At 71.3% G+C, this 24,549-nt stretch carries 20 protein-coding genes and 1 pseudogene; 7 read left to right on the top strand and 14 right to left on the bottom strand.

The genetic code is table 11. From position 1 onward, the window contains the following. Nucleotides 1–14: 14 nt before the first annotated feature. Nucleotides 15–812: a carbon-nitrogen family hydrolase gene (locus ACIBK5_RS23275; RefSeq protein WP_399022011.1), complete on the bottom strand. Its 798-nt coding sequence runs from the start codon at nt 810–812 to the stop codon at nt 15–17. A 193-nt stretch (nt 813–1,005) separates the two neighbouring features. Here ACIBK5_RS23275 and ACIBK5_RS23280 point away from each other — a divergent pair, with 193 nt between their 5' ends. Then, nucleotides 1,006–1,830, top strand: a complete 825-nt coding sequence (locus tag ACIBK5_RS23280) for a maleylpyruvate isomerase family mycothiol-dependent enzyme (protein ID WP_399022013.1) — start codon at nt 1,006–1,008, stop codon at nt 1,828–1,830. A gap of 260 nt (nt 1,831–2,090) precedes the next feature. Continuing rightward, nucleotides 2,091–2,363 (top strand): annotated as a pseudogene (locus ACIBK5_RS23285) (SAM-dependent methyltransferase); the annotation flags it as partial. A 28-nt stretch (nt 2,364–2,391) separates the two neighbouring features. Here the strand turns inward: ACIBK5_RS23285 and ACIBK5_RS23290 are convergent. Beyond that, a complete protein-coding gene (locus tag ACIBK5_RS23290) occupies nt 2,392–3,687 on the bottom strand; it encodes a nitrate/nitrite transporter (protein ID WP_399022015.1) in 1,296 nt (431 codons plus the stop codon). Further along, complete coding sequence (locus ACIBK5_RS23295; protein WP_399022017.1) at nt 3,684–4,334, bottom strand: GntR family transcriptional regulator; 651 nt, start codon at nt 4,332–4,334, stop codon at nt 3,684–3,686. The genes ACIBK5_RS23290 and ACIBK5_RS23295 overlap by 4 nt, the downstream gene beginning before the upstream one ends. A 219-nt stretch (nt 4,335–4,553) precedes the next feature. Here ACIBK5_RS23295 and ACIBK5_RS23300 point away from each other — a divergent pair, with 219 nt between their 5' ends. Beyond that, on the top strand, nt 4,554–5,453 hold the full coding sequence (locus tag ACIBK5_RS23300) for a D-alanyl-D-alanine carboxypeptidase family protein (RefSeq protein WP_399022019.1): 900 nt from the start codon (nt 4,554–4,556) through the stop codon (nt 5,451–5,453). A gap of 68 nt (nt 5,454–5,521) precedes the next feature. Here ACIBK5_RS23300 and ACIBK5_RS23305 read toward each other — a convergent pair whose 3' ends face one another. The 6 genes from ACIBK5_RS23305 to ACIBK5_RS23330 form a co-directional block, all read right to left on the bottom strand. Then, on the bottom strand, nt 5,522–6,316 hold the full coding sequence (locus tag ACIBK5_RS23305) for a hypothetical protein (protein WP_399022445.1): 795 nt from the start codon (nt 6,314–6,316) through the stop codon (nt 5,522–5,524). Nucleotides 6,317–6,366: 50 nt separating this feature from the next. After that, complete coding sequence (locus ACIBK5_RS23310; protein WP_399022021.1) at nt 6,367–8,601, bottom strand: glycoside hydrolase domain-containing protein; 2,235 nt, start codon at nt 8,599–8,601, stop codon at nt 6,367–6,369. Between the two features lie 151 nt (nt 8,602–8,752). Continuing rightward, nucleotides 8,753–10,195 carry a dihydrolipoamide acetyltransferase family protein gene (locus ACIBK5_RS23315; RefSeq protein ID WP_399022023.1) on the bottom strand — a complete coding sequence of 481 codons (1,443 nt, stop codon included), beginning with the start codon at nt 10,193–10,195 and terminating at the stop codon, nt 8,753–8,755. A 10-nt stretch (nt 10,196–10,205) separates the two neighbouring features. Next, complete coding sequence (locus ACIBK5_RS23320) at nt 10,206–11,183, bottom strand: alpha-ketoacid dehydrogenase subunit beta (protein WP_399022025.1); 978 nt, start codon at nt 11,181–11,183, stop codon at nt 10,206–10,208. Nucleotide 11,184: 1 nt separating this feature from the next. Then, on the bottom strand, nt 11,185–12,408 hold the full coding sequence (gene pdhA / locus ACIBK5_RS23325; protein ID WP_399022027.1) for a pyruvate dehydrogenase (acetyl-transferring) E1 component subunit alpha: 1,224 nt from the start codon (nt 12,406–12,408) through the stop codon (nt 11,185–11,187). Nucleotides 12,409–12,830: 422 nt separating this feature from the next. Further along, nucleotides 12,831–14,414, bottom strand: a complete 1,584-nt coding sequence (locus ACIBK5_RS23330; protein ID WP_399022029.1) for a protein kinase — start codon at nt 14,412–14,414, stop codon at nt 12,831–12,833. A 356-nt stretch (nt 14,415–14,770) separates the two neighbouring features. Between ACIBK5_RS23330 and ACIBK5_RS23335 the strand changes: the two genes are divergently transcribed. Further along, complete coding sequence (locus tag ACIBK5_RS23335) at nt 14,771–16,417, top strand: protein kinase (protein ID WP_399022031.1); 1,647 nt, start codon at nt 14,771–14,773, stop codon at nt 16,415–16,417. 133 nt (nt 16,418–16,550) lie between these two features. On the opposite strand, the gene ACIBK5_RS23340 is transcribed toward ACIBK5_RS23335, so the two are convergent. Beyond that, nucleotides 16,551–17,093, bottom strand: coding sequence for a bacterial proteasome activator family protein (locus ACIBK5_RS23340; RefSeq protein ID WP_399022034.1), 543 nt, complete (start codon nt 17,091–17,093; stop codon nt 16,551–16,553). Nucleotides 17,094–17,373: 280 nt separating this feature from the next. On the opposite strand from ACIBK5_RS23340, the gene ACIBK5_RS23345 reads away from it, so the two are divergent. Then, nucleotides 17,374–17,904: a hypothetical protein gene (locus tag ACIBK5_RS23345; RefSeq protein WP_399022036.1), complete on the top strand. Its 531-nt coding sequence runs from the start codon at nt 17,374–17,376 to the stop codon at nt 17,902–17,904. A 64-nt stretch (nt 17,905–17,968) separates the two neighbouring features. On the opposite strand, the gene ACIBK5_RS23350 is transcribed toward ACIBK5_RS23345, so the two are convergent. Next, complete coding sequence (locus ACIBK5_RS23350; RefSeq protein ID WP_399022038.1) at nt 17,969–18,958, bottom strand: NAD(P)H-quinone oxidoreductase; 990 nt, start codon at nt 18,956–18,958, stop codon at nt 17,969–17,971. 204 nt (nt 18,959–19,162) lie between these two features. On the opposite strand from ACIBK5_RS23350, the gene ACIBK5_RS23355 reads away from it, so the two are divergent. After that, complete coding sequence (locus ACIBK5_RS23355; protein ID WP_399022040.1) at nt 19,163–20,194, top strand: ATP-binding cassette domain-containing protein; 1,032 nt, start codon at nt 19,163–19,165, stop codon at nt 20,192–20,194. Beyond that, on the top strand, nt 20,191–21,039 hold the full coding sequence (locus ACIBK5_RS23360; protein ID WP_399022042.1) for an ABC transporter permease: 849 nt from the start codon (nt 20,191–20,193) through the stop codon (nt 21,037–21,039). The genes ACIBK5_RS23355 and ACIBK5_RS23360 overlap by 4 nt, the downstream gene beginning before the upstream one ends. An 18-nt stretch (nt 21,040–21,057) precedes the next feature. Here ACIBK5_RS23360 and ACIBK5_RS23365 read toward each other — a convergent pair whose 3' ends face one another. Genes ACIBK5_RS23365 through ACIBK5_RS23375 form a run of 3 tightly spaced genes read right to left on the bottom strand, consistent with a single transcriptional unit; the run spans nt 21,058 to nt 24,508 of the window. Further along, complete coding sequence (locus ACIBK5_RS23365) at nt 21,058–22,164, bottom strand: potassium channel family protein (protein ID WP_399022044.1); 1,107 nt, start codon at nt 22,162–22,164, stop codon at nt 21,058–21,060. After that, nucleotides 22,161–23,531 (bottom strand): molybdopterin molybdotransferase MoeA, encoded by a 1,371-nt coding sequence (locus ACIBK5_RS23370; protein ID WP_399022046.1) that lies wholly within the window; start codon nt 23,529–23,531, stop codon nt 22,161–22,163. Before ACIBK5_RS23370 ends, ACIBK5_RS23365 begins: the two co-directional genes overlap by 4 nt. Then, complete coding sequence (locus ACIBK5_RS23375; RefSeq protein ID WP_399022048.1) at nt 23,528–24,508, bottom strand: NTP transferase domain-containing protein; 981 nt, start codon at nt 24,506–24,508, stop codon at nt 23,528–23,530. Before ACIBK5_RS23375 ends, ACIBK5_RS23370 begins: the two co-directional genes overlap by 4 nt. Nucleotides 24,509–24,549: the final 41 nt, after the last annotated feature.

Here is a 24,549-nt window from a genome sequence, read left to right on the forward strand (position 1 = left end):
CTCGCCCTCAGGGCTCAGGGCCTGCGCGGGGGCTCCAGGCCCAGCAGCCGGTCCTTCAGCGCCGGGAACTGCTCCCGTGTCGTCGCGACCTTCCCCGGCTCGAACTCCACCGTGAGGACCTCCTCGCCGGCGCCCGCCTCGGCCAGCACCTCGCCCCACGGGTCGACCACGATCGAGTGACCGGCCTGGGGAACTCCGGCATGCGTCCCGGCCGTTCCACACGCGACGACGAACGACTGGTTCTCGACGGCCCGTGCCTGGGCCAGCAGCGTCCAGTGGGACCGGCGGCGCTCCGGCCAGCCCGCCGACACCACGAGCGTCTCGGCACCGGCGTCGACGAGCCCGCGGAAGAGTTCGGGGAAACGGAGGTCGTAGCAGGTGCTCAGCCCCAGGACGGTCCCCGGCAGACGCACCGTCACCAGCTCGGCGCCCGCGCCCATCAGCACGGCCTCGCCCTTGTCGAAGCCGAACCGGTGGATCTTGCGGTAGGCGGCGGCCAGGTCGCCGGAGGGAGAGAAGACGAGGGAGGTGTTGTAGAGGGGGCCGTCAGGGTCACGCTCGGGAATCGAACCGGCGTGCAGCCACACGCCCGCGTCGCTCGCGGCCTTCGCCATCGCCTCGTAGGTCGGCCCTTCGAGCGGCTCGGCCTCGCGCCCGAACTCCTCGTAGGCGAACGCACCCGTGGTCCACAGCTCCGGCAGGACGACCAGATCGGCCCCGGCCTGCTCGCGCACCAGCGAGGCGACTCGCCTCCGACGCGATTCGACCGATTCGCCCCCGTCTACGGCGATCTGGATCACAGAGGCGCGCACACTACCACCGTCCTGGCATTCGACCCGTCCACATGGGCTTCCCCCCGGGCCTACGATCGTCACACGAAAGCACTGCCGGGGTGCCTCACAGCAGCGTAACTTAGCTGCCAAGACACCCGCCGACAGCCGCCACCTCCCACTGGCAACGCCGCCACCACCTGCCCGTGCACCGACCGCCGAGGGGTCCCGTTCCGTGAGTCTGCATCCCACCCTCCAGCCCTACGCCGACGCCTGGACCCACTCCATCGATGCGATATCCGAGCTGCTCCAGCCGCTCGCGGAGGCCGAGTGGAACCGGCGGACGCCGTGCCCCGGGTGGTCGGTGCGGGACGTGGTCTCCCATGTCATCGGCCTGGACTGCGAGATGCTCGGCGACCCGCGCCCCATCCACACGCTGCCGCGTGACCTCTTCCACGTGACGAACGACCACCAGCGCTACATGGAGATGCAGGTCGACGTCCGCCGTCACCACACGGCCCCGGAGATGACCTCCGAGCTGGAGTACGTGATCATCCGCCGCAACCGCCAGCTGCGGAACGAGTCGCGTGACCCGGGCACGAAGGTGCGCGGCCCGCTCGGCACGGAGCTGACCCTCGAGGAGTCCATGCGCCGGCACGCCTTCGACGTGTGGACGCACGAGCAGGACCTGCGCACGGCCCTCGGCCGGCCCGGCAACCTCGACTCCCCCGGCGCGCACGTCGCCCGTGACGTGCTGCTCTCCGAACTTCCGCGTGTGGTCGCCGAGAACGCCCAGGCGCCGCGCAGCTCGGCCGTCGTCCTCGACGTGCACGGGCCCCTCGAGTTCCTGCGCACGATCCGCGTCGACATCCAGGGCCGAGGCACCCTCGAAACGGCCCCCGCTCTCGGCCCCGCCGCGACCCTCACCCTCGACTGGGAGACCTACGTCCGCCTGGCCTGCGGCCGCGTGACCCCCGAGTCGGTCTCCGACCGCCTCAAGACCGAGGGCGACCCGGACCTGACCTCGGCAATCCTCCACAACTTCACGGTGACCCAGTAGAAGCCCCAGCCGCGGGCACACCGCCGCCCAACCGCGGGCACACCGCCGCCCAACCGCGGCCACGCCGCCACCCAGCCGCAGCCACGCCGCCACCCAACTGCGGCCACGCCGCCCCCAGCCGTAGCCATGCCGCCGCCCAACTGCGGCCACGCCCCCCAGCTGCGGGCATGCGTGCCGCTAGGGGCGGCACGGGTGGGCGCGGCGGCACCCCGCTCCGCCGGGCTGCGCACCCACCCGGCCCCGGCACCAACCCCCAGGACGCCGCCGTCACCGACCACCACGACCTCGCGACCCTCCTGGACCTGGCGATCGAGGCCGGGTTCAGGCCGGAGTGGACGGAGACCGCGAGCCTCGACGAGTGGGAGGAGTTCGAGTCGGCGTACCTGGCGGACGTCGAGGTGTGGCTCGCCGCGCACCCCGGGCACCCGCTCGCGGCCGAGACCAGGGAGCGCGCGGACCGGCACCGTGCCCGGTGGCTGACGTACCGCGGTGTCCTGGGGCTGGCCTACCTCACCCTCGTACCGACCGCCTGAGACACTCGTACCGACCGCCGGAGCCGCGTCATGCCGGGACGTGCACCGTCTCGACCCGGCTCGCCACCAGGCGTTCCCGCTCGCGCCGGATGGCACGCCTGCGCAGGCGCAGGATCTGGGTGACCCCGAGGGCCTGGAGCACGAACACCGCCGAGAAGGCCACGGTGTAGTCGCCGCCGGTGGCGTCCAGCAGGACCCCGACGGCGAACAGGGTGGTCATGGAGGCCACGAAGCCGCCCATGTTGGTGATGCCGGAGGCGGTGCCCTGCCGCTCGGGCGGGTTCGCCGGGCGGGCGAAGTCGAAGCCGATCATCGACGCGGGCCCGCACGCCCCGAGGACCGTGCACAGCGCGATCAGCAGCCACATCGGGGCGTGTTCGCCGGGGTAGGCCAGTGTCGCCGCCCACAGGGCCGCCGTCGTGCCGACCGTGCCGAGCGCGATGGGCAGCCGCGCCTCGTGGTGCCGGGCGACGATCTGGCCGTAGACCATGCCGACGCCCATGTTCGACAGCACGACGAGGGTGAGGAGTTCACCGGCGGTGGCCCGGGACAGCCCCTGCGCCTCGACCAGGAACGGCATGCCCCACAGCAGCAGGAACACCATCGCGGGGAACTGGGTCGTGAAGTGCACCCACAGCCCGAGCCGGGTCCCCGGCTCCCGCCAGGAGGCGGCGATCTGGCGTCGTACGTAGGCCGCGCCCTGGTGCGGGAGCGGCTCCGGCTCGTGGCCCTCCGGGTGGTCCTTCAGGAACAGCAGCACCAGCACGAGCACCACGGCCCCGGCGACCGCGCTGCCCGCGAACGCGGCGGTCCAGCCGATGCCGTGCAGCAGCCGGGCCACGACGAGCGTGGAGACGAGGTTGCCCGCCATGCCCACCAGGCCCGCGAACTGGGCGACGAGCGGTCCGCGCCGGGCCGGGAACCAACGGGTGCCCAGCCGCAGCACGCTGATGAAGGTCAGCGCGTCACCGCAGCCGAGCAGCGCCCGGGAGGCGAGCGCCATGCCGTACGACGGGGAGAACGCGAAGCCCAGCTGCCCGGCCGTGAACAGCACCGCCCCCAGCGCCAGCACCTTCTTGGTGCCGAGCCGGTCCACGAGCAGGCCGACGGGTATCTGCATACCGGCGTAGACCAGCAGCTGGAGGATGGAGAAGGTGGCCAGGGCCGAGGCGTTGACGTGGAAGCGGTCGGCGGCGTCGAGGCCGGCCACTCCCAGGGACGTGCGGAAGATGACCGCGACGAAGTAGACCGAGACGCCCGTGCCCCAGACGGCCAGGGCCCGCCGGCCTCCCGGTGGATCGCCCGGCAGTATGCCGGCGCTCATCGGACCTCCCCCCGCGCCAGGTGCGAGAACCAGCCGACGTGGCGGTGGACGAGCCCGACGGCCGCCTCGGCGTCCCCGGAGCGCAGCGCTTCGAGGATCTCCTCGTGTTCGGTGAGGGTCTTGGCGATCCGGTCGGGGTGGGAGTGCAGAACGGCGACACCCATGCGCAGCTGGCGGTCGCGCAGCTGGTCGTAGAGGCGGGAGAGGATCTCGTTGCCTCCACTGCGGACGATCTCGGCGTGGAAGCAGCGGTCGGTGACGGCGGCCGCTGCCAGGTCTCCGGCGGCGGCCTGCTCCTTCTGGCGGGCGAGAAGCGCTTCGAGGCGCTCGATGAGCCCGGGGGGCGCGGGCACGGCCTTGCGCGCCGCGTGTTCCTCGACGAGCAGCCGGGTCTCCACGACGTCGGCGATCTCCTGCGCGGAGACGGGCAGGACGAGGGCTCCCTTTTTCGGGTAGAGCCTGATCAGTCCCTCGACCTCCAGCCGGAGCAGCGCCTCGCGCACCGGCGTGCGGGAGACGCCCACGGCCTCGGCGAGTTCGCCCTCGGTGAGCAGGGTCCCGCCCTCGTAGCGGCGCTCCAGGACGCCCTGCTTGACGTGGGTGTACACACGGTCGGCGGCGGGAGGGTGCTTCACGGCCAGGGTCATGCCGACAGCATAGATACATCAGGTACGCATGGATGTATCCGTCCAGGATGCGGACTCACGCGACCTCAAATGTCACACGTCTGTGGCAAAGGGCGGGTCCCCCTCGGCAACGGCACAACCAACTGTGCTAGTTACGAGTCAGACACGTGCGGCCCCCCTTCCCCTCGTCCTCAATTCGGCCGCACGCCTGGGGCATTCAACGCAATCGGGGTACTTCACTTGATAACCGGCATTAAGGGCACCCGTCTCCGTAGAGCCGCGGCCGTCGCCGTCACCACCGGCGCCATGCTCGCGACCGGAGCCCTCACCGTTGCGCCGGCGCAGGCCGCCACGGCGCCCACGATCGCCGCCAAGGGCGGCTACGTGATGAACAACGCGACCGGCAAGTCGCTCTACACCAAGGCTGCCGACACGCGTCGCTCCACCGGCTCGACCACCAAGATCATGACGGCCCTGGTGGTGCTGAAGCAGTCGAACCTCAACCTGGACAGCAAGGTCACGATCCAGAAGGCGTACAGCGACTACATCGTCGACAACAACTGGGCGTCGAACGCCAAGTTGATCGTCGGCGACAAGGTCACCGTCCGCCAGCTGCTGTACGGGCTGATGCTGCCGTCCGGCTGCGACGCGGCGTACGCGCTCGCCGACAAGTTCGGCTCGGGCTCGACACGGGCGGCGCGCGTGAAGTCGTTCATCGGCAAGATGAACACCACGGCCAAGAACCTGGGTCTGAAGAACACCCACTTCGACTCGTTCGACGGCATCGGCAAGGGCAACAACTACTCCACGCCGCGCGACCTGACGAAGATCGCCAGCAGCGCCATGAAGAACTCCACGTTCCGCACGGTCGTCAAGACGAAGAAGTACACGGCGAAGACGACCACGAAGTCCGGCGGTACGCGGACGATGGCCGCGTGGGAGAACACCAACCCGCTGCTCGCGAGCTACACCGGCGCGATCGGCGTGAAGACCGGTTCCGGCCCGGAGGCCAAGTACTGCCTGGTCTTCGCGGCCACGCGGAACGGCAAGACGGTCATCGGCACGGTCCTGACCTCGACCAACTTGACCACGCGCAAGACGGACGCGACGAAGCTGCTCAACTACGGCTTCGCCCAGTAGGACAGGCACCACGGAAAGGGGGGCTCACCGCCGACGGCGGTGAGCCCCCCTTCGTGTGTCCTCGCGCATCAGGCAGCCGGCCGCTGGCGTCGCTCCAGCTCCCGGGCCGCCTTGCGCCGCCCGCCGGCCAGCACGTTCACGGACGCGCCCGCCCCGGCTCCCGGCTCCAGCCGCCAGCCGCGGATCCGGGCCGCGACCCGGACCAGCCGCTGGTCGCCGGGCCGTACGTCGACGGAGAACAGCGACTCGTCGGGCGTACGGTCGTCGCCGCCCCAGCGGACGACGCCGTCGAGCTCGGCGAGGATGTCGCGGATCACGACCTCCTGCCCCGGGAAGAAGCCGCCCCGGGCTCCGCGCGGGTAGAAGCCCGGCCGGATCCGTACCGCCGTGCCCGACGCCAGGTTGGACTCCGGCCGGCCCCCGCCGACCTCGGCCGGGTCGTGCCAGCCGACGACGTCGCCCCGGCGCAGGGCGTCCACCTCGTAGTGGAACCGGCGCACCAGGTGGACAAGGACGGTCTCCACGTCGCCCATCCGCACGGCGACGCCCTTCAGCGGGGTGCCGGGGACGGGCCGGGTGTAGACGGTGCCGCCGTCGTCGGCGACGTTCTCCATCTCCCAGCCGTTGTGGGAGCGCGCACCGGCAAGCACGCGCCGGGTCCGGTCCTGCGCGCTGCGCAGGGCGTCCCGTACGCGGGCCGGAACGGGGTTGTGCGCGTCGGCGTATGCCTGGGACAGGAACTGCGAGACGGGCAGGGCGGCGACGCCCACGGCACCGCCGACGGCGGCGATACGGCCGAGCAGGGCACGGCGGGACAGTCCGCGGCGGTGCCCGGCGGCCGGGCGGGGCCCTCTGCGGGTGATGCGGGGGATGTGGGGGAGGTTGAGCTTCAACGGTCTCTCATTCCGGCGGTTCACGCGTGGCGAGCGATGCTGTTGTACTTCTCGAAGATCTGGTAGACGGCCAGGCTCCGGTGCGTCTGGGCCTCGACGTCGGGGTCCCAGGCCCGGTAACGGCGCAGGAGTTCGGTGATCTCGAACTCGGCGAGGTCCAGGCGCATGGACCTCGGGGTGGTGACGCGGTCACCGGGCGGCAGCTGACCGCCGGGCCTGCCCCGGGTGCCCCACAGATGGATCAGGGCCGCGGTGCGCACGCTGAACGCGTTGTCCTTGTTCAGCCGCTGCCACACCGCCCAGAGATCGGCGTCCTTGCCCGGGTCGCGGTGGTCGCCGGTGGTCCAGCCCCAGCCGATGCAGTGGTTCCAGGCCTGGATGGCGTCGCCCGCGCCGATCTCGCCGATGCCGGTGGGCGAGTCCTTGACGGAGCCGGAGCCGGTGAGGTGGTGGTCGGCCACCTGCTGGCCGGTGGCCTGGTCGGCGAGGCTGTAGTCGCGCATGGCCCAGTAGACGACCGTCTGGATCAGCGCCTTGCGCATCGAGTAGGTGTGCGACAGCTCGGTGATCAGCTCGTCCTGGTCCTGGATCGCCTCGACCGACTGGGCGTTGGTGTAGAGCCGCGCCTCGCTCCCGACACCGCCCAGGTCCGGCCGCCCGATCGACCGCATGTACCGCGAGAGGTCGGCCCGCAGCGCGGGGATTCGGCGGGTGTCGAAGGCGACGTCCGGGACGGCGGGCCGCGGCCGGTCGAACGCGCCCTGTCCGGTGTCCCGTCCGGAGGCGATGTCGACGTCCACCTCCAGCTGCCCGTCGCCCGAGCCGAGGGTGCGGATGACGAACTGGTCGTAGGCCCAGTCGCCGGGCAGCGGGCGCCCGGCGTTGCCGTCGAAGCCCGGGGACATGTCGGCCACGAAGCTCGCGGTCGAGCAGCCGGCCGCCCCGACCCGCGCACAGACGTTGCGGGAGCCGTAGACGCCGATCTCGTACGGGTGGCCGGAGTCCGCCATCGCCTCCTTGACGCCCTTGAAGTGGGGCAGGACGTTCGCGGTGATCTCGGCGTCGACGGCGTCGAAGTCGACCGCGAAGAAGATCCGGGTGCCCTTTCTGAAGCCGTGGTCCAGGGCGGCGTTGACCGCCGCGTACCCGGCCGTCCGCCCGGCGACGTAGTCGAAGTCCGAGGCGTCGTTGTTCACGGTCTGGTAGATCGGGAAGCAGCGCAGGCCGTGCCGGGCGATGGTGGCGAGCTCGCCGGGCTGGATGGCCTTCTCCGGCAGGGAGGTGGCGCTCGGGTTGGTGAGATAGCGGCCGACGTACGCGACGCCGGCCGCCCTGAGCGTCGCCGCGCGCTCCGGGGTGATCTTCGCGATCGTGTCGCAGGCCTTCCCCTGCCGCGACTGGTCGCCGTAGGACGTCAGCAGGGAGGCGAAGGTGGCGAAGTCGCCGTCGCCCGTGACCGGGAGCGCGACGAAGTTCTGGAACGCCCGGACGGCGGCGGCCAGATAGGAGTCGAAGCTGTCGGTGAGGGCGACGGGCCGCCGGTTGACGACCATCCCGGCGGAGAACAACCGGACGTAGACGCCCTGGTCGCCCTGGCGCACGGTGTGCGACCTCAGGGCCGACTGGGTCCCGGGGCCGAAGTTGCCGTTGGCGGTGCCGTCCGCCATGCCGAGCTCGTACTGCACACCGAGGACCAGCGCCCTGGCCGTGTCCCTGGACACGCGCCCGTCACAGGCGACGGCGAAGAAGTCCTGCCGGCCGAGACAGCGGCCGTTGAGCCATTGCTGCACCTCGCGGACCTGCCGGGTGCCGGAGCCGCCGAGGACGTACGAGTCCATCGTCAGCAGCGCCTTGAACACCTTGGGCGTCAAGGCGGCACCGGGCAGGGCCCGTTCGACGCCCATGTCCGTCTTCAGCTTGGTGACGGCCGCCCGGGTCCGCGCGCCGTACGTGCCGTCCAGGTCGCTGCCGTCGTACCCCTTGCAGTACAGACCGGCCTGGATGACGCGGCAGAAGTCGGGCGAGGGGACCGTGTCCGCGTCCAGCTCGGGGTACTTGGCGGTCAGCGTGGCCAGCGTCGTGGGGCCGAAGTTGTCGGACAGCGCCGTGATGCCCAGCTCGTACTGCAGGGCGCGGGTCAGGGCGTACATGGTCGCCCAGTCGGCCTCGCCGGTCTCCTCCACGGTCGTGCCGATGCGGCTGCCGTAGACGGAGTTCACGAATCTCTGGGCCTTGAGCACCATGGCGTTGCGCATGGAGAGTGATCGTATGTCCGGCTAAACCGCTTACTGTGCGGTATTTGGGCGGGCTCTGGGGAGCTTCGTACGCGCCTCGGCATACGGCCGGCCAACGCTCCGGAAACGCCGGCGGCCCCCCGCCCGGGGGCAGGGGGCCGCCGTGGCCGGCTCACGCCCAGGTGATCAGGCGCTTCGGCTGCTCCAGGATCGCCGCCACGTCCGCCAGGACCTTCGAGCCCAGCTCGCCGTCGACCAGACGGTGGTCGAAGGACAGGGCCAGGGTGGTGACCTGGCGGGGCTTCACCTTGCCCTTGTGGACCCACGGCTGGAGCTTGATCGCTCCGACCGCGAGGATCGCGGACTCGCCGGGGTTGAGGATCGGCGTGCCCGTGTCGACGCCGAAGACGCCGACGTTGGTGATCGTCACCGTGCCGCCCTGCATCGCCGCCGGGGACGTCTTGCCGTCCCTGGCCGTCGACACCAACTCGCCCAGCGACTCGGCCAGCTGCGGCAGCGTCTTGGCGTGGGCGTCCTTGATGTTCGGGACGATCAGACCGCGCGGGGTCGCGGCCGCGATGCCCAGGTTCACGTAGTGCTTGACCACGATCTCCTGGGCGGCCTCGTCCCACGACGCGTTGACGTCGGGGTTGCGCCGGATCGCGACGAGCAGGGCCTTGGAGATCAGCAGGAGGGGGTTCACGCGCAGGCCCGCGAACTCCTTGTCCTCCTTCAGCTCCTCGACCAGCTTCATCGTGCGCGTCACGTCGACCGTCACGAACTCCGTGACATGCGGCGCCGTGAACGCCGAGCCGACCATCGCCGCCGCCGTCGCCTTGCGGACGCCCTTGACCGGGATACGGGTCTCGCGGGTCGTGTCGTACGAGACGACCGCCGGCGCGGGTGCCGGGGCGGCGGGCGCGGGGACCGCGGGGACCGCCGGCTGCGGTGCCTGGGGCCGGGCCACCGCCGCGTGCACGTCCTCGCGGGTGATGACGCCGTCCGGGCCGGTCGGGACGATCGTCGTCAGGTCGACGCCCAGGTCCTTGGCCAGCTTGCGGACCGGGGGCTTGGCCAGCGGGCGTTCCTTGACGGCAGGGGCGGCGGGGGAGGCGGCCGAGGGCGCCCCTCCATGGCCGTTCAGCTCCGTCTGGATCGCTGTCGAGGCCTGCTGGACCGGGACCTCCGGGCCCTTGCGGGGGCGACGGCGGGTGGACGAGGCCGCCACCCCGTAGCCGACCAGGACCGGCTGGCGGCCCGAGCCCTCCGCCTTCGGCTCCTCGGCGGGCTGAGCAGCCGCGGGCGGTGACACCGCGGGCTGCTCGGCGGCGGGCGCGGGCTCGGGCGCGGCCCCGCCGCTCACGTCGACCGCGATGATCGATGTGCCCACGTCGACCGTGGTGCCCTCGGGGAAGTGCAGATCCCGGACCACACCGTCGTACGGGATGGGCAGCTCGACGGCCGCCTTCGCCGTCTCGACCTCGCACACCACCTGGCCGTCGGTGACCGTGTCGCCGGGCTGGACGAACCACTTGAGGATCTCGGCCTCGGTGAGCCCCTCACCCACGTCCGGCATCTTGAACTCGCGTACGGACGCTTCCGTCATCGTCGTCACGACCCTCTCCTCAGTACGCCAGCGAGCGGTCGACGGCATCCAGCACCCGGTCCAGGTTCGGCAGGTACTCCTCCTCCAGGCGGGCCGGCGGGTACGGCGCGTGGTAGCCGCCGACCCGGAGCACCGGGGCTTCCAGGTGGTAGAAGCAGCGCTCCGTGATCCGCGCGGCGATCTCCGCGCCCGAGCCGAAGAACACCGGGGCCTCGTGGACGACGACCAGGCGGCGGGTCTTCTCCACCGACGTCTGGATCGAGTCGAAGTCGAGCGGGGAGACCGAGCGCAGGTCCAGGACCTCCAGCTTCTTGCCCTCCTCGGCGGCCGCGGCCGCGACCTCCTGGCAGAGCTTCACCATCGGGCCGTAGGCGGCGAGGGTGAGGTCGGTGCCCTCGCGGACCACCTGGGCCTTGTGCAGCGGGCCCGGGATCGCCTCCGTGTTGACCTCGGCCTTGTCCCAGTAGCGGCGCTTGGGCTCGAAGAAGATCACCGGGTCGTCGCTCTGGATGGCCTGCTGCATCATCCAGTACGCGTCCGAGGAGTTGGACGGGCTGACGATCTTCAGGCCCGAGACGTGCGCGAAGAGCGCCTCGGGGGACTCCGAGTGGTGCTCCACCGCGCCGATGCCGCCGCCGTAGGGGATGCGCACGACGACCGGGAGCTTGACCTTGCCCAGGGAGCGGGCGTGCATCTTCGCGAGCTGCGTGACGATCTGGTCGTACGCCGGGAAGACGAAGCCGTCGAACTGGATCTCCACCACCGGGCGGTAGCCGCGCAGGGCCAGGCCGATCGCCGTGCCGACGATGCCCGACTCGGCGAGCGGGGTGTCGATGACGCGGCTCTCGCCGAAGTCCTTCTGCAGGCCGTCCGTCACCCGGAAGACGCCGCCGAGCTTGCCGACGTCCTCGCCCATGATCAGGACCTTGGGGTCGGCCTCCAGGGCGTGGCGCAGCGACTCGTTGATCGCTTTGGCGAGTGCCATCTTGTCGGCCATGTCAGTTGCCCCCCTCGTCGGCGAACGACGCCTGGTACGCGGCGAACTGGGCGCGCTCCTCGTCGACGAGCGCGTGTCCGTCCGCGTAGACGTTCTCGAAGATCGCGAAGTGGTCCGGGTCCGGCATGGCACGGACCGCCTCGCGCACTCGTTTGCCCAACGCCTCGGACTCGGTCTCCAGTTCCTCGAAGAATCCCTCGTCCGCGTGGTTTGAGGTCTCCAGGAACCGGCGAAGGCGCAGGATCGGGTCCTTGGCCTCCCAGGCCTGGCGCTCCTCGTCGCCCCGGTAGCGGGTCGGGTCGTCGGAGGTGGTGTGGGCGCCCATGCGGTAGGTGAACGCCTCGACGAGGGTCGGGCCCTCACCGGCGCGGGCCCGCTCCAGGGCCCAGCGGGTGACCGCGAGGCAGGCGAGCACGTCGTTGCCGTCCACCCGTACGCCCGGGAAGCCGAAGCCCTGCGCGCGCTGGTAGATCGGGACGCGGGACTGCTTCTCGGTCGGCTCGGAGATGGCCCACTGGTTGTTCTGGCAGAAGAACACGACCGGGGCGTTGTAGACCGCGGAGAAGGTGAACGACTCGGCCACGTCGCCCTGGCTGGAGGCGCCGTCGCCGAAGTAGGCGATCACCGCGCTGTCGGCGCCGTCCTTGGCCACGCCCATCGCGTAGCCGGTGGCGTGCAGCGTCTGGGAGCCGATGACGATCGTGTAGAGCTGGAAGTTGTTGCTGTTCGGGTCCCAGCCGCCGTTGTTCACACCCCGGAACATGCCGAGCAGGTTGGTCGGGTCCACCCCGCGGCACCAGGCGACGCCGTGCTCGCGATAGGTGGGGAAGACGTAGTCGTCGTCGCGCAGGGCCCGGCCCGAGCCGATCTGGGCGGCCTCCTGGCCGAGCAGCGAGGCCCACAGGCCCAGCTCGCCCTGGCGCTGCAGGGAGGTGGCCTCGGCGTCGAAGCGGCGGGTGAGCACCATGTCGCGGTACAGGCCGCGGAGCTCTTCCGGGGTGACACCGGCGACGTACTTGTCGTACTCGGCGTTCTTGACGCGCTTGCCCTCGGGCGTCAGCAGCTGCACGAGCTGAGGCTCGGCTGCCTTCTTCGCGGCTGCGGGCTTCTTCGCGGCCGCGGCCTTCTTGGCAGGCGTGCGGGTGGTGCCCTTGGTGCCGGTGGTGCCGGCCTTGCTTCCGGCGCTGCGTCGCGATGTGCGCGCGGCAGTGCTCTCCACGGTCACGTGTGCTCCTCCGTCGGTCCGGCCCCCGGGGTTGCCGGTAGGCCAGTGCGGCTCACCTGTTCTCGACCACCGGGCACGGGGTGGGTGCCACTCGGCCGGAACAGGCGTGACAGGTGCCCCGGCGAGCGCCCTGCAACAAGCACGTTACCCAGTGCTCCACATTTCTGTGAAACCCCATCTGACCTGCGATTTTGCTTGGATTTCCAAGTAAATCGGGAAGCCGGGGAAGGGGCCCTGGTCACAGCCTTGCAGGAGGCCGGAGCTACCGCACGTTAACCCGGTGACCCAGGTCACGGGAAGAGTCAACTTGCGGGCGCGCCGAAATCACCACGCGCGCGTGGGTCCCGTTTCCGGGTCCCACGCGCGCGTGGCTCGTGCGTTTCTCGTTGTCCGGGTCAGCCTTCCGGGTCGGCTTGTCCAGGTCAGCCTTCCGGGCCGCCGACGACGCCGCTCGTGGTGCCGGCGTCCGTGCCGCCCGTGTCGTCCGGCGGGGTCTCCGGGTCCGAGGGCTCCTCGCCCGTCGGCTCACCGGTCGGCTCACCGGTCGGCTCCGCGGTGGTCGGCTGGTCCGTCGGCGTCTCGGGAGTGGTCGGGGACGGCGTGTAGGACGGGGTGTACGACGGGGTCCAACCGCCGCCGCCGGAGCTCGTGCCGGTGCCGTCGTCCGTCGACGTGTCGGTCGGAGCGTCGTCGGTGGCCTCGTCGCTCGGCGTCTCGCTCGGAGTCTTCTTCTCCTCCGTCTGCGAGGTGGTCGGCGACTGCTTGTCGGCGGGGTCCTTCTTGTCGCCGCCGGTGTTCTGCAGCGCCAGGGCGACACCCGCCGCCACGGCGATCACCGCGAGCACGGCGAGGATCCACAGCTTGCCGCGGCCGCTGCCCCTGTTGCCGCGGCCCTCGAAGCCGCCGTCGTCCCCGCCGCCGTAGCCGGCGGGAAGTATCGGCGAAGGGATCTGAGCGGTGCCGGAGACATCGCCGGGGTGGCCCATCACGGCCGTGTGGGCGAAGCCGCCCGACGGGGTGTGCCGGCCCTCGTGCATGTCGACCGGGCCGGTGTTCCAGGTGCCGGTGTGGCCGCCCTGGTCGTAGAGCATCTGGAGTGCGTACTGGACCAGCCCGCGCATCTCCTCGGCCGTCTGGAAGCGGTCGTCGGGCTCCTTGGCGAGGGAGCGCATGACCAGGCCGTCCAGCTCCGGCGGGCAGACGTCGGAAGCCTCGGACGGCGGCGTCGGGATGTCCTGGACGTGCTGGTAGACCACCGACAGCGGGGTCTCGCCGGTGAACGGCGGGCGCAGCGAGAGGAGTTCGTAGAGCAGGCAGCCCGTGGCGTACAGGTCGGAGCGGTGGTCGACGGCCTTGCCGAGCGCCTGCTCCGGGGACAGGTACTGCGGGGTGCCCATGACCATGCCGGTCTGCGTCATCGTGGACTGCGCGCCGTGCAGGGCGCGGGCGATGCCGAAGTCCATCACCTTCACGGCGCCGTTGTGCGTGATGATGACGTTGGCGGGCTTGATGTCGCGGTGCACGATGCCGTGCTGGTGCGAGTAGGCGAGCGCCTCCAGGACGCCCGAGACGATGATCAGGGCCTGCTCGGGGCCCGGCGCCTCGGCGTTCAGCAGCAGATCGCGGATGGTGCGGCCCTCGACCAGCTCCATCACGATGTAGGGGAGCGGCTGGCCGCCGACGATGTCCTCGCCGGAGTCGTACACGGCGACGATCGCGTGGTGGTTGAGGCCCGCCACCGACTGGGCCTCGCGTGTGAAGCGCGCCTTGGACACCGGGTCCTCGGCGAGGTCGGACCGGAGCAGCTTGACAGCGACGGTGCGTCCGAGACGGACGTCCTCGGCCGCGAAAACCTCGGCCATGCCACCCCGGCCGAGTCTGCGGGTCAGCCGGTACCGGCCGTCCCCGACCAAACCGCCGTTACCCCAGGCCTCCGGCGCCTCCGACATGCCGCCGCCACTCGCCTCGGGTTCGGACGGGCCCTGAGCGCGCTGCTGCTGTGCCATCAGTCCTCGCCGTCGTTTCTGCCCGCGGTGCGCGCGGTGTTGTTACGGTCTCCGTCGGCCACGCTACAGCCTCCGCGCAAGCCGCCGGTCCGAGACGGGTGCCAGGACCGGCACGGGACGGACGCGCCATGAAACCTTTACTCAGCACTCTCGTGCAAATTCTGTGTACCGACCGCACGTCCCCGGTAACGCTTCCGCGACGCTTCTTTCGCGTACGGTCACGGAACGGGCACCGAGCTTGACGTGTCCGTGCCCTGGGGCAGACTTGGCCGGGAATGGCGGTTTGGATCAACGACGAATCAGACGGATCAGCGGCAGTCGGCAGCTCCTCGGGGAGCCACGGGGGACACGGAAACATGAGCCAGGACGGCGCACAGGGGCAGTACACGGGGCGGGCGCTCGCCAGTGGCCGCTATCAGCTGCGTGACCTCCTCGGCCAGGGCGGCATGGCCTCGGTGCACCTCGCGTACGACAGCGTGCTCGACCGACAGGTCGCGATCAAGACACTTCACACGGAGCTCGGCCGGGAGCAGGCCTTCCGCGAGCGGTTCCGCCGCGAGGCCCAGTCCGTGGCCAAGCTCACGCACACCAACATCGTCTCGGTCTTCGACACCGGCGAGGACGCCCTCGACGGCATGACGACGCCGTACATCGTCATGGAGTACGTCGAGGGCCGCCCGCTCGGCTCGGTCCTCGACGAGGACGTACGGCAGCAGGGCGCGATGCCCGCCGACAAGGCGCTGAAGATCACGGCGGATGTGCTGGCCGCGCTGGAGATCAGCCACGAGATGGGTCTGGTCCACCGCGACATCAAGCCGGGCAACGTGATGATGACCAAGCGCGGTGTGGTCAAGGTCATGGACTTCGGCATCGCCCGTGCCATGCAGTCCGGTGTGACGTCGATGACGCAGACCGGCATGGTCGTCGGCACCCCGCAGTACCTCTCGCCCGAACAGGCCCTCGGCCGCGGTGTGGACGCCCGCTCCGACCTGTACTCGGTCGGCATCATGCTGTTCCAACTGGTCACCGGGCGGCTGCCGTTCGAGGCGGACTCGCCGCTGGCCATCGCTTATGCACACGTCCAGGAGGAGCCGCCGGTTCCGTCCACGATCAACCGCGCGCTGCCGCCGGCCGTGGACGCGCTGATCGCCCGGGCGCTGAAGAAGAATCCGAACGAGCGTTTCCCCAGCTCCGAGACCATGCGCGACGAGTGCCTGCGGGTGGCGGCGTCTTTCCAGGCCGCCCCGCCGAGCATCGTCCCGGGCACGCAGGCGCCGAGCGGCGCGGGCGTCGGCTCGGCCGTGTTCCCGCCGGTCGACCAGGCGCCCCCGGCCGCCTCGGGCCCGGTCCAGACGCCGTACCAGCCGACCCCGCCGCCGAACCCGTACGGCACGCCCGCCCCGTCGGCGCCGTCCCCGGCCTACGGCTATCCGCAGCAGGGCGGCTACCAGACGCCGCACCCGGGCGCGTACTCCCCGCAGCCGGGCCCGTCGACCCCGCCGCCGTACAACCTCACGCCCCAGACCGCGCCCGCCTCGCAGGGCGGCGGCAAGAGCAACAAGCCGGTGATCATCGGCTCGGTCATCGTGTCCGTGGTCGCGGTCGGCGGACTGGTCGCGGCCCTGCTGATGAACGGCGGCGGCGAGGACGACAAGGGCGGCGGGGGCAGCAGCGCGAGCGCCTCGGCCTCGGCTTCCAAGAAGCCCGGTTACCGCGGGCCGGACACGACGAGGACGATCGACTCCGAGGAGTGCACGGAGCCGGAGGAGTCGTACAACGACCCCGACAAGATCCAGATCCCGGACTTCAAGTTCATGAACATCACATCGGTCAAGTCCTGTGCCCAGGCGGCCGGCTGGCAGGTCAGCACGAAGAACGTGGACGAGAACACCTACGGCCAGGGCACGGTCATGAACCAGTTCCCGTCCAAGGGCACCGATGTCGATCCGGACGACATGCCGGTCATCGAGCTCAACGTCTCGACGGGCAACCCGCCGTCCTGACGCTCCGGACAGGACCCTCCGGACGAGACGTTCCGGACAAGAGGAAGGGCCCGGCGGCTTCGGCCGCGGGGCCCTTTTTCTGGGGCTGAGTCGGAGTTTGGGGCTGAGTCGGACCCTGGGGGCTGTGCCGGACCTACAGGTACGGTCCGCCGGTACGGGTTCCCGGGTGCTGGTCGTCGAGGCCCTCGTGGCCGACGCCCGGCGGGAGGGCACGGCGCATCTGCTCCAACTGGGCGCGGGCCGCCATCTGCTGGGCGAACAGCGTCGTCTGGATCCCGTGGAAGAGCCCCTCGAGCCAGCCGACGAGCTGGGCCTGCGCGATGCGCAGTTCCGCGTCGCTGGGGGTCGCCTCGTCCGTGAACGGCAGGGAGAGCCGCTCCAGCTCCTCCACCAGCTCGGGCGCCAGACCGTCCTCCAGCTCCTTCACCGAGCTGGCGTGGATGTCCTTGAGCCGGACCCGGCTGGCCTCGTCCAGGGGCGCCACGCGCACTTCTTCGAGCAGCTGCTTGATCATGCTGCCGATCCGCATGACCTTGGCGGGCTGCTCCACCTGTTCCGTGACCGGGGTCTCGCGGGAGTCCTCGTCTCCGCTGCCGCCACCGAGCGCCATGCCGTCCTGGCCCACGACCAGGATCTGCGGGCTCTCCGGCGACCGTTCGTTTCTCGGCATCTCCATGTCGCCATTCTCTCGCACGCCTGCACCTCACCTCCGTGGTGCCCCCAGGGGAGGCTGATCCACCCTGTTTCGACAGACGTTTCGGTCGGGGCGCGGGTTGCTCCCCGGAGGGTGGTTCCACCTCACGGGTGACACCCGGCGGCCGGGCCTCGCAGGGGCCGGCCCTCCGTCGGCCGAACCCGGAATGCCGGATGTCGGGGGGAATGTGAGGCTGATTGCCTTGAAATGACCGAACTTGCCGGCAATGCCCTACCGGGCACGGCGGGAGGGGGTCACCAACGTGACTCCATGGCTACGCGCACTGCGGGCGACCGTACTGGTGGTCGTCTTGGGGGCGGGTGCGGTCGTCTCACCTTGCGGAGCTGTTCAGGCCTACGGTTCCGTCCTCGCGTACGACGCGGAGGCCGGGTCCGTCGCGGCCCCCTCCGCCCCCTCCGCCCCCTCCGCCCCCTCCGCGCCGTCCGCGCCGTCGGCGCCATCCGTGCTCGGCGAGCCCGGCGAGCACGGCGAGCCCTCGCGGGCCGGGACCCGGGCCGGTGAGGGGCGGGAGCGGCCGGGGCGGCCGGAGGAGGCCGAGGAGGAGCGGCAAGCCCGTGAGGCCCGTGAGGCCACCGCCGTGCCCGAGGCGTCCCGGGAGGGGGCCGTCCCCCTGCCCTCCGCACCTACGGAGCCGCCCGTACGGGAGGCCGCGGCACACGGCGACCGGCCTGTCGGGCCCGTGCTGCGGATCCTGCCGCTGGGCAGCGGGCTGGTGCTGATCGGACTCGGCCTGGGCCTGGCGTTCGTCGGCCTCCGGCTCAGACGCGCGTAGGGGACGAGGCGGGCCCCGTGCGGGGCCTCTTCAGGCACCCTGCGATCCCCGCCCCAGGCCCGATTCAGCTGGCCTGCGGTGCGATCAGCAGTACCTTGCCGATGTGGCCGCTGTCCTCCACGACCTGGTGGGCCGTGGTGGCGTCGTGCATGGGGAGTTCGCGGTCGATGACCGGGCGCAGGTGGCCGCCGGAGAACAGGGGCCAGACGTGTTCGCGTACGGCCGCGACGATGGCCGCCTTCTCCTCCAGCGGCCGGGCCCGCAGGGACGTCGCGCTGATCGCGGCGCGCTTGGCGAGCAGCGCGCCGATGTTCAGCTCGCCCTTGACACCGCCCTGCATGCCGATGATCGCGAGCCGGCCGTTGACGGCGAGGGCCTTGACGTTGCGCTCCAGGTACTTGGCGCCCATGTTGTCGAGGATGACGTCCGCACCGGCGCCGTCGGTGGCCTTCCTGACCTCTTCGACGAAGTCCTGCTCGCGGTAGTTGACCAGGATGTCGGCGCCCAGTTCGGCGCACCGGTCCAGCTTCTCCCTGGTGCCCGCCGTGACGGCGACCCTGGCACCGACGGCCTTGGCGAGCTGGATCGCCATGGTGCCGATGCCGCTGGAGCCGCCGTGCACGAGGAGCGTCTCGCCGGGGCGCAGATGGGCGATCATGAAGACGTTCGACCAGACGGTGCAGGCCACCTCGGGCAGTGCCGCGGCCTGCCGCAGCCCGACACCCTCGGGCACCGGCAGCAGCTGTCCGGCCGGGACCACCACCTTCTCGGCGTAACCGCCACCGGAGAGCAGCGCGCACACCTCGTCGCCCACGTTCCAGCCGGAGACACCGGGGCCGATCCCGGCGATCCGCCCGGAGCACTCCAGGCCGGGGTAGGGGGACGTGCCGGGCGGCGGGTCGTAGAAGCCCTGGCGCTGCAGGATGTCGGCCCGGTTGACGGCACCGGCCGTCACCTCGACCAGGACCTCGCCCTCGCCGGGCACGGGATCGGGGACCTCGTCCCAGACCAGCGCCTCGGGCCCACCAGGTTCGGGAATCGTGATCGCATACATGGCTGGGACGGTACTCCTCGGTAGTCCTCGGTCGCCGGACGGAGTCCGCTCCGTCCCCCTCCTCCTCCTTCTCCTCCTTCCCGGGTCGGGCCCCCCTACGTCATTGGTCCGGTTCTGGCGAAAATCCATATGCGGGACCGATGAGTTTGCGCGACCGTAAAGGTCTCCCCATGCGTAGCCCACGTACTCGGAAGGACCCGAAGCATGAGCACGCAGACGTCCGGCCTGGCGATCGAGACCGCGGGCCTGGTGAAGACGTTCGGCGAGACCAGGGCCGTCGACGGAGTCGACCTGTCCGTGCCCGCGGGCACGGTCTACGGCGTCCTCGGCCCGAACGGCGCCGGCAAGACCACCACCGTGAAGATGCTCGCCACACTCCTGCGGCCGGACGGCGGCGAAGCGCATGTCTTCGGCCACGACATCGTCCGTGAGGCGGACGAGGTGCGCGCCCGGGTGAGCCTCACCGGCCAGTACGCGTCGGTCGACGAGGACCTCACCGGCACCGAGAACCTGGTCCTGCTGGGCCGGCTGCTCGGTCACCACAAGAAGGCCGCCAGGGACCGCGCCGCCCAGCTCCTGGAGGCCTTCGGTCTCACGGAAGCCGCGGCGAAGCAGGTCAAGCACTACTCGGGCGGTATGCGGCGCCGGATCGACATCGCCGCGTCCATCCTCAGCACGCCCGACCTGCTGTTCCTCGACGAGCCCACCACCGGCCTCGATCCGCGCAGCCGCAACCAGGTGTGGGACATCGTGCGGGCCGTGGTCGCCCAGGGCACCACCGTGCTGCTGACCACGCAGTATCTGGACGAGGCCGACCAGCTGGCGTCCCGGATCGCCGTCATCGACCGCGGCCGGGTGATCGCCGAGGGCACCAAGGGCGAGCTGAAGTCGTCCGTCGGCGCCGGATCGGTCCATCTACGGCTGAGAGATCCGGATCAACGGCTCGTCGCGGCCGAGCTGCTGCGCCGGACCCTCGACGCGAAGGTGCAGCTGGAACACGACCCGGTGGCCCTGACCGCCCGTCTCGGTACGGCGGCGAGCGACGACAGCGCGGCCCAGCAGGCGTCCCGCGCGCTGAGCGAGCTGGCCACGGCCGGGATCACCGTGGACAACTTCTCGCTGGGGCAGCCCAGCCTGGACGAGGTCTTCCTCGCCCTCACCGGGCACGACACGCACGCCCCGGACCGCAAGGCCGGCTCCCCCTCCCACGACCCGAAGGACGAGGTGGCGGCATGAGCACCACGACGACCACCGAGGCCAAGGAACTCGCCCCGGTCAGCACCGAGTCCCTCGCGGCCCTGCTCATCGCCAAGGAGCGGCCCGCGCGCCCCAGCGCCTGGTCGGCCTCGATGACCTTCGGCTGGCGGGCGATCCTGAAGATCAAGCACGTGCCGGAGCAGCTCTTCGACGTCACGGCGTTCCCGATCATGATGGTGCTGATGTACACGTACCTGTTCGGCGGGGCGCTGGCCGGCTCGCCGAAGGAGTACATCCAGTTCCTGCTGCCGGGCATCCTCGTGATGTCGGTCGTGATGATCACGATGTACACGGGTGTCTCGGTCAACACGGACATCGAGAAGGGCGTCTTCGACCGGTTCCGCACGCTGCCGATCTGGCGGCCGTCGACCATGGTCGGCTATCTGCTCGGCGACGCCCTGCGGTACACGATCGCGTCGATCGTGATGCTCACCGTCGGCATCATCCTGGGCTACCGGCCGGACGGCGGGATCGCCGGTGTGCTCGCCGGGATCGCCCTGCTGGTGCTCTTCTCGTTCGCCTTCTCGTGGATCTGGACGATGTTCGGGCTGATGCTGCGCACCGAGAAGTCGGTGATGGGCGTCAGCATGATGGTGATCTTCCCGCTCACCTTCCTGTCCAACGTGTTCGTGGACCCGACCACCATGCCGGGCTGGCTCCAGGCGTTCGTGAACAACAGCCCCATCACCCATCTGGCGTCGGCGGTGCGCGGCCTGATGGGCGGGGACTGGCCGGCCGACGAGGTCGCCTGGTCGCTGGGCTGGGCCGGACTGTTCGTGCTGGTCTTCGGGCCGGTCACGATGCGGCTGTACAACCGGAAGTAGCCCGGCCCACCCGGCTCGTCACTTGCGGGGCATCGGCGGCATCGGACGGATGTCGGGGGCGACCTGCGTCGCCGGTGTCTTCCGCACGATCGTGATGAGCCGGTCGGTCAGCTCCAGGGTCCCGATGGCCGGATCGTCGTAGCCGAGCACCCGGTGGCCGCGTATGACACTGACCACCAGGTCGGCGACCTCGCGCGGCTTCTTGCCCACCTCGGCCTTGACGACCGGCCGTTCGACGAGGTCGAGCCCGCTGCCCTGCTGGATGAGGTCCTCCATCACCATGCCGGCGGAGGGGCTGAGCACGGACAGACCCAGCAGACGCCCGGCGGCACTGGCGCTGGTGATGACCGCGTCGGCGCCGGACTGCTTGAGCAGCGGCGCGTTCTCCTCCTCCCGCACCGTGGCCACGATCTTCGCCCCGCGGTTGAGCTGCCGGGCCGTCAGTGTCACCAGGACCGCGGTGTCGTCGCGCTGGGTCGCGATGATGATCTGACGCGCCTTGTGCACCTCGGCCCGCTTGAGCACCTCGCTGCGGGTCGCGTCCCCGACGATGCCCGCGTAGCCCTCCGCGGTCGCGGCGTCGACGACCTTGGAACTGGGGTCGACCACGACGACCTGTTCCTTCTTCAGGCCCGTCGCGCAGACGGTCCGGATCGCCGACCTGCCCTTGGTGCCAAAGCCGATGACGACGGTGTGATCGCGCAACGTGGACCTCCAGCGGGTCAGTCGCCACTCCTCCCGGGTGCGTTCGGTGAGGGCTTCGAGGGTGGTGCCGACCAGGATGATCAGGAACAGCACGCGTAGGGGCGTGATGACGAGGATGTTCGTGAGCCGGGCGGCGTCGCTTGCGGGGGTGATGTCGCCGTAGCCCGTGGTGGAGAGGGTGACGGTGGCGTAGTAGAAGGAGTCGAGAAGGTCGACGCCGCCGCCCGCGTTGTCGTTGTAGCCGTCACGGTCGGCGTAGACGACCAGCGCGGTGATGACGAGCACCAGCAGTGCCACCGACAGTCGCTTGGCGACCTGGCGGAACGGGTGCTCCACCACCTTCCTCGGGAGTTTCACCCGTTGGGTCACGAGCTGTTCGTCCGCCTGGCGGGCGATCGCGTCCTGGCCCGGAAGTTTCACGTGAAACACACCCCGATTCCCGCGGACGCCCAGGGCAGGTCGAGCAGTTCCGCCTCCTGCCCCGGACGGGCGCCGCCCGGGGGCACGACGGCCAGCGCGTCGGCCGCCGCGACACCGCGCAGCATGGCCGGGCCGTTGTAGTGCAGCGGCACGGCCTGGTCGCCGCGCAGGACGACGGGCACGAGCCGGGTGTCGTGCGGGTGCCCGTGCACGGCGTCCCTGAGCGGCAGCGTGTACGGCTCCGGGGCCGGGCGGGCCGCGAGGGTCCGCAGCAGCGGCTCGGCGAGCGTCAGCAGTCCGGAGACGGCGGCGAGCGGGTTACCCGGCAGCCCGACGAGGTGCTGGGTCTCCGTGATGCGGGCCAGCAGCATGGGGTGGCCGGGGCGCACCTTGACGCCGTCCACGAGGAGTTCGGCCCCGATACGGCGCAGGGTGGGGTGGACGTGGTCGACCGGGCCCGCGGCGGTGCCACCGGTGGTGACGATGACGTCGGCGTCGGACGCGGTCACCGCCTTGCGCAGTGCGTAGGCGTCGTCGCGGACTCGTCGTACGACGGTGACCTCGGCGCCGAGCGCGCGCAGCCAGGGCGGCAGCATCGGGCCGAGCGCGTCCCGGATCAGACCGTCGTGCGGCAGTCCCTCGGTGAGCAACTCGTCGCCGAGGACCAGGACTTCCACGCGGGCGCGGGGGACGGCGGTGACGGTGTCGTATCCGGCCGCCGCGGCGAGCCCGAGGACGGCCGGGGTGACGAAGGTGCCGACGGGCAGGAGCTGGTCGCCGGTGCGGCATTCCTGGCCCCGGGGCCGGATGTCCTGGCCGGGGGCGACGCCCCTGGTCGCGTGCAGACGGCCCTTGTCGTCGGTACGGCCGTGTTCGCTGCGCAGGACAGCCGTGGTGTCCGCCGGGATACGGGCGCCGGTGGCGATCCGGACGGCCTCGCCGTCGGTCAGGGGCGTCTGCGCGGCGTGCCCGGCCAGGACGCCCTCCTCCCGTACGTCCCAGGGGGCGGGTCCGGCGACCGCCCAGCCGTCCATCGCGGAGGTGTCGAAGGAGGGGAGGTCGGTGAGGGCGTTGAGGGGGGTGGCCAGGGTGAGGCCGAGGGCGGCGTCGAGCGGTACGGAGACGGGCTCGCGGCGGGCGGCCCGGCCGGCGCTCCGGGCGGCACGTTCGGCGATGTCCCGGGCCTCCGGCCAGGGGGTGGCCCGGTGCCGGCTGTCCGGCTTCCGGGGTGTGCCGGTGCTGTCCTGTTCACCTCGTGCGGCGGGGTCGGGCAGGTGGGTGCCGTTGCTGTTGTTCACGAGGGCGAGCACCTCCTCGACGTCGAGGTCTTCGGCGTCCTCACCGGTGCGGGCGGAGCGCGGGGTCATCCGGCGTCCGGGCGGGTGTCGGGCGTCGCGTCGGGGGCGACGTCCGGGTGATCCCCTGGGGCCTTCGGGGCCGCCGAGGCTTCCGGGGTGCTCTCCTCCGCCCAGCGGGCGGCGAGGGCCACGGCCTTGCGGGCGGCCTCGCTGACCGCCTCGGGTCCCCCGCCGGCCCGCGCGGCCGCATAGCCGACGAGGAAGGTGGTCAGTGGCGCGGCGGGCCTGGCCACACCATGGGCGGCGTCGCGGGCGAGGTCGAGCAGCTCTTTCACATCGACGTCGAGGTCGATCCCCAGCTCGTCCTTGACCGCGGAAATCCATTCATCCAACACGTTCCCATGCTCCCTGATGCGTGCCCTGGCGGAGGCGATGTCGTCCCAGGTGTCGCAGTCGAAGGACGCGACGGGGTCGGAGACGCGGGTGAGGTTCAGCTCGGCGGTGAGGCGCCGCAGGGGAAGACCGTGCGGACCGCCGTGCCGGTCGGCGAGGAGGGCGAGCGTCTCGCGCAGCCGCCGGGTGCGGTACGCGGCGACGAGCGGCTGGTCGCGGCCGTCGGGGTCGGTCAGCAGCACGCCGTCGGCGGCGCTCTGCCGCAGTGTGTCCAGCAGTCGGCCGACGGTCCGCTCCTGGAGGAACGGCAGGTCGGCGGAGAGCACCACGACGTGCTCCGCCGTGGTGTGCCGGAGCCCGGCGTCGAGCGCGGCGAGCGGTCCGCCGCCGGGCGGGTCCTCGCGGGCCCAGGTCACGGGCCGTGCCGTCGGCCGGGTCGCGGCCACGACGACGGTGGTGCGGGCGCCGCCGCACGCGGCGAGCACCCGGTCGAGCAGGGCCCGCCCGCCGACGCGCACGCCGGGTTTGTCAGCGCCCCCGAGGCGCCGGGCGGCGCCGCCCGCGAGCACGACGGCGTCGTAGGCGGCGGGGTCCGTCCCCTGCGCGGGGCGGGGGCCGACGCCGGGTTCACCGGGAGGCTCGTTCGCGGTCACCCCCCGAGTATGCGTGCCCCCGCGATCACATGGAACGCGGG

It is taken from the genome of Streptomyces sp. NPDC050546 (genome assembly GCF_044457425.1).
Classification (GTDB): domain Bacteria; phylum Actinomycetota; class Actinomycetes; order Streptomycetales; family Streptomycetaceae; genus Streptomyces.

What these genes read in the sequence shown, in the direction of transcription:
- ACIBK5_RS23370 (WP_399022046.1), bottom strand. Translation starts at nt 23,531, where the DNA reads ATGACCCCGCGCTCCGCCCGCACCGGTGAGGACGCCGAAGACCTCGAC.
- ACIBK5_RS23355 (WP_399022040.1), top strand. Translation starts at nt 19,163, where the DNA reads ATGAGCACGCAGACGTCCGGCCTGGCGATCGAGACCGCGGGCCTGGTG.
- ACIBK5_RS23330 (WP_399022029.1), bottom strand. Translation starts at nt 14,414, where the DNA reads ATGGCACAGCAGCAGCGCGCTCAGGGCCCGTCCGAACCCGAGGCGAGT.
- ACIBK5_RS23295 (WP_399022017.1), bottom strand. Translation starts at nt 4,334, where the DNA reads ATGACCCTGGCCGTGAAGCACCCTCCCGCCGCCGACCGTGTGTACACC.
- ACIBK5_RS23310 (WP_399022021.1), bottom strand. Translation starts at nt 8,601, where the DNA reads ATGCGCAACGCCATGGTGCTCAAGGCCCAGAGATTCGTGAACTCCGTC.
- ACIBK5_RS23340 (WP_399022034.1), bottom strand. Translation starts at nt 17,093, where the DNA reads ATGGAGATGCCGAGAAACGAACGGTCGCCGGAGAGCCCGCAGATCCTG.
- ACIBK5_RS23360 (WP_399022042.1), top strand. Translation starts at nt 20,191, where the DNA reads ATGAGCACCACGACGACCACCGAGGCCAAGGAACTCGCCCCGGTCAGC.
- ACIBK5_RS23290 (WP_399022015.1), bottom strand. Translation starts at nt 3,687, where the DNA reads ATGAGCGCCGGCATACTGCCGGGCGATCCACCGGGAGGCCGGCGGGCC.
- ACIBK5_RS23320 (WP_399022025.1), bottom strand. Translation starts at nt 11,183, where the DNA reads ATGGCCGACAAGATGGCACTCGCCAAAGCGATCAACGAGTCGCTGCGC.
- ACIBK5_RS23335 (WP_399022031.1), top strand. Translation starts at nt 14,771, where the DNA reads ATGAGCCAGGACGGCGCACAGGGGCAGTACACGGGGCGGGCGCTCGCC.
- ACIBK5_RS23350 (WP_399022038.1), bottom strand. Translation starts at nt 18,958, where the DNA reads ATGTATGCGATCACGATTCCCGAACCTGGTGGGCCCGAGGCGCTGGTC.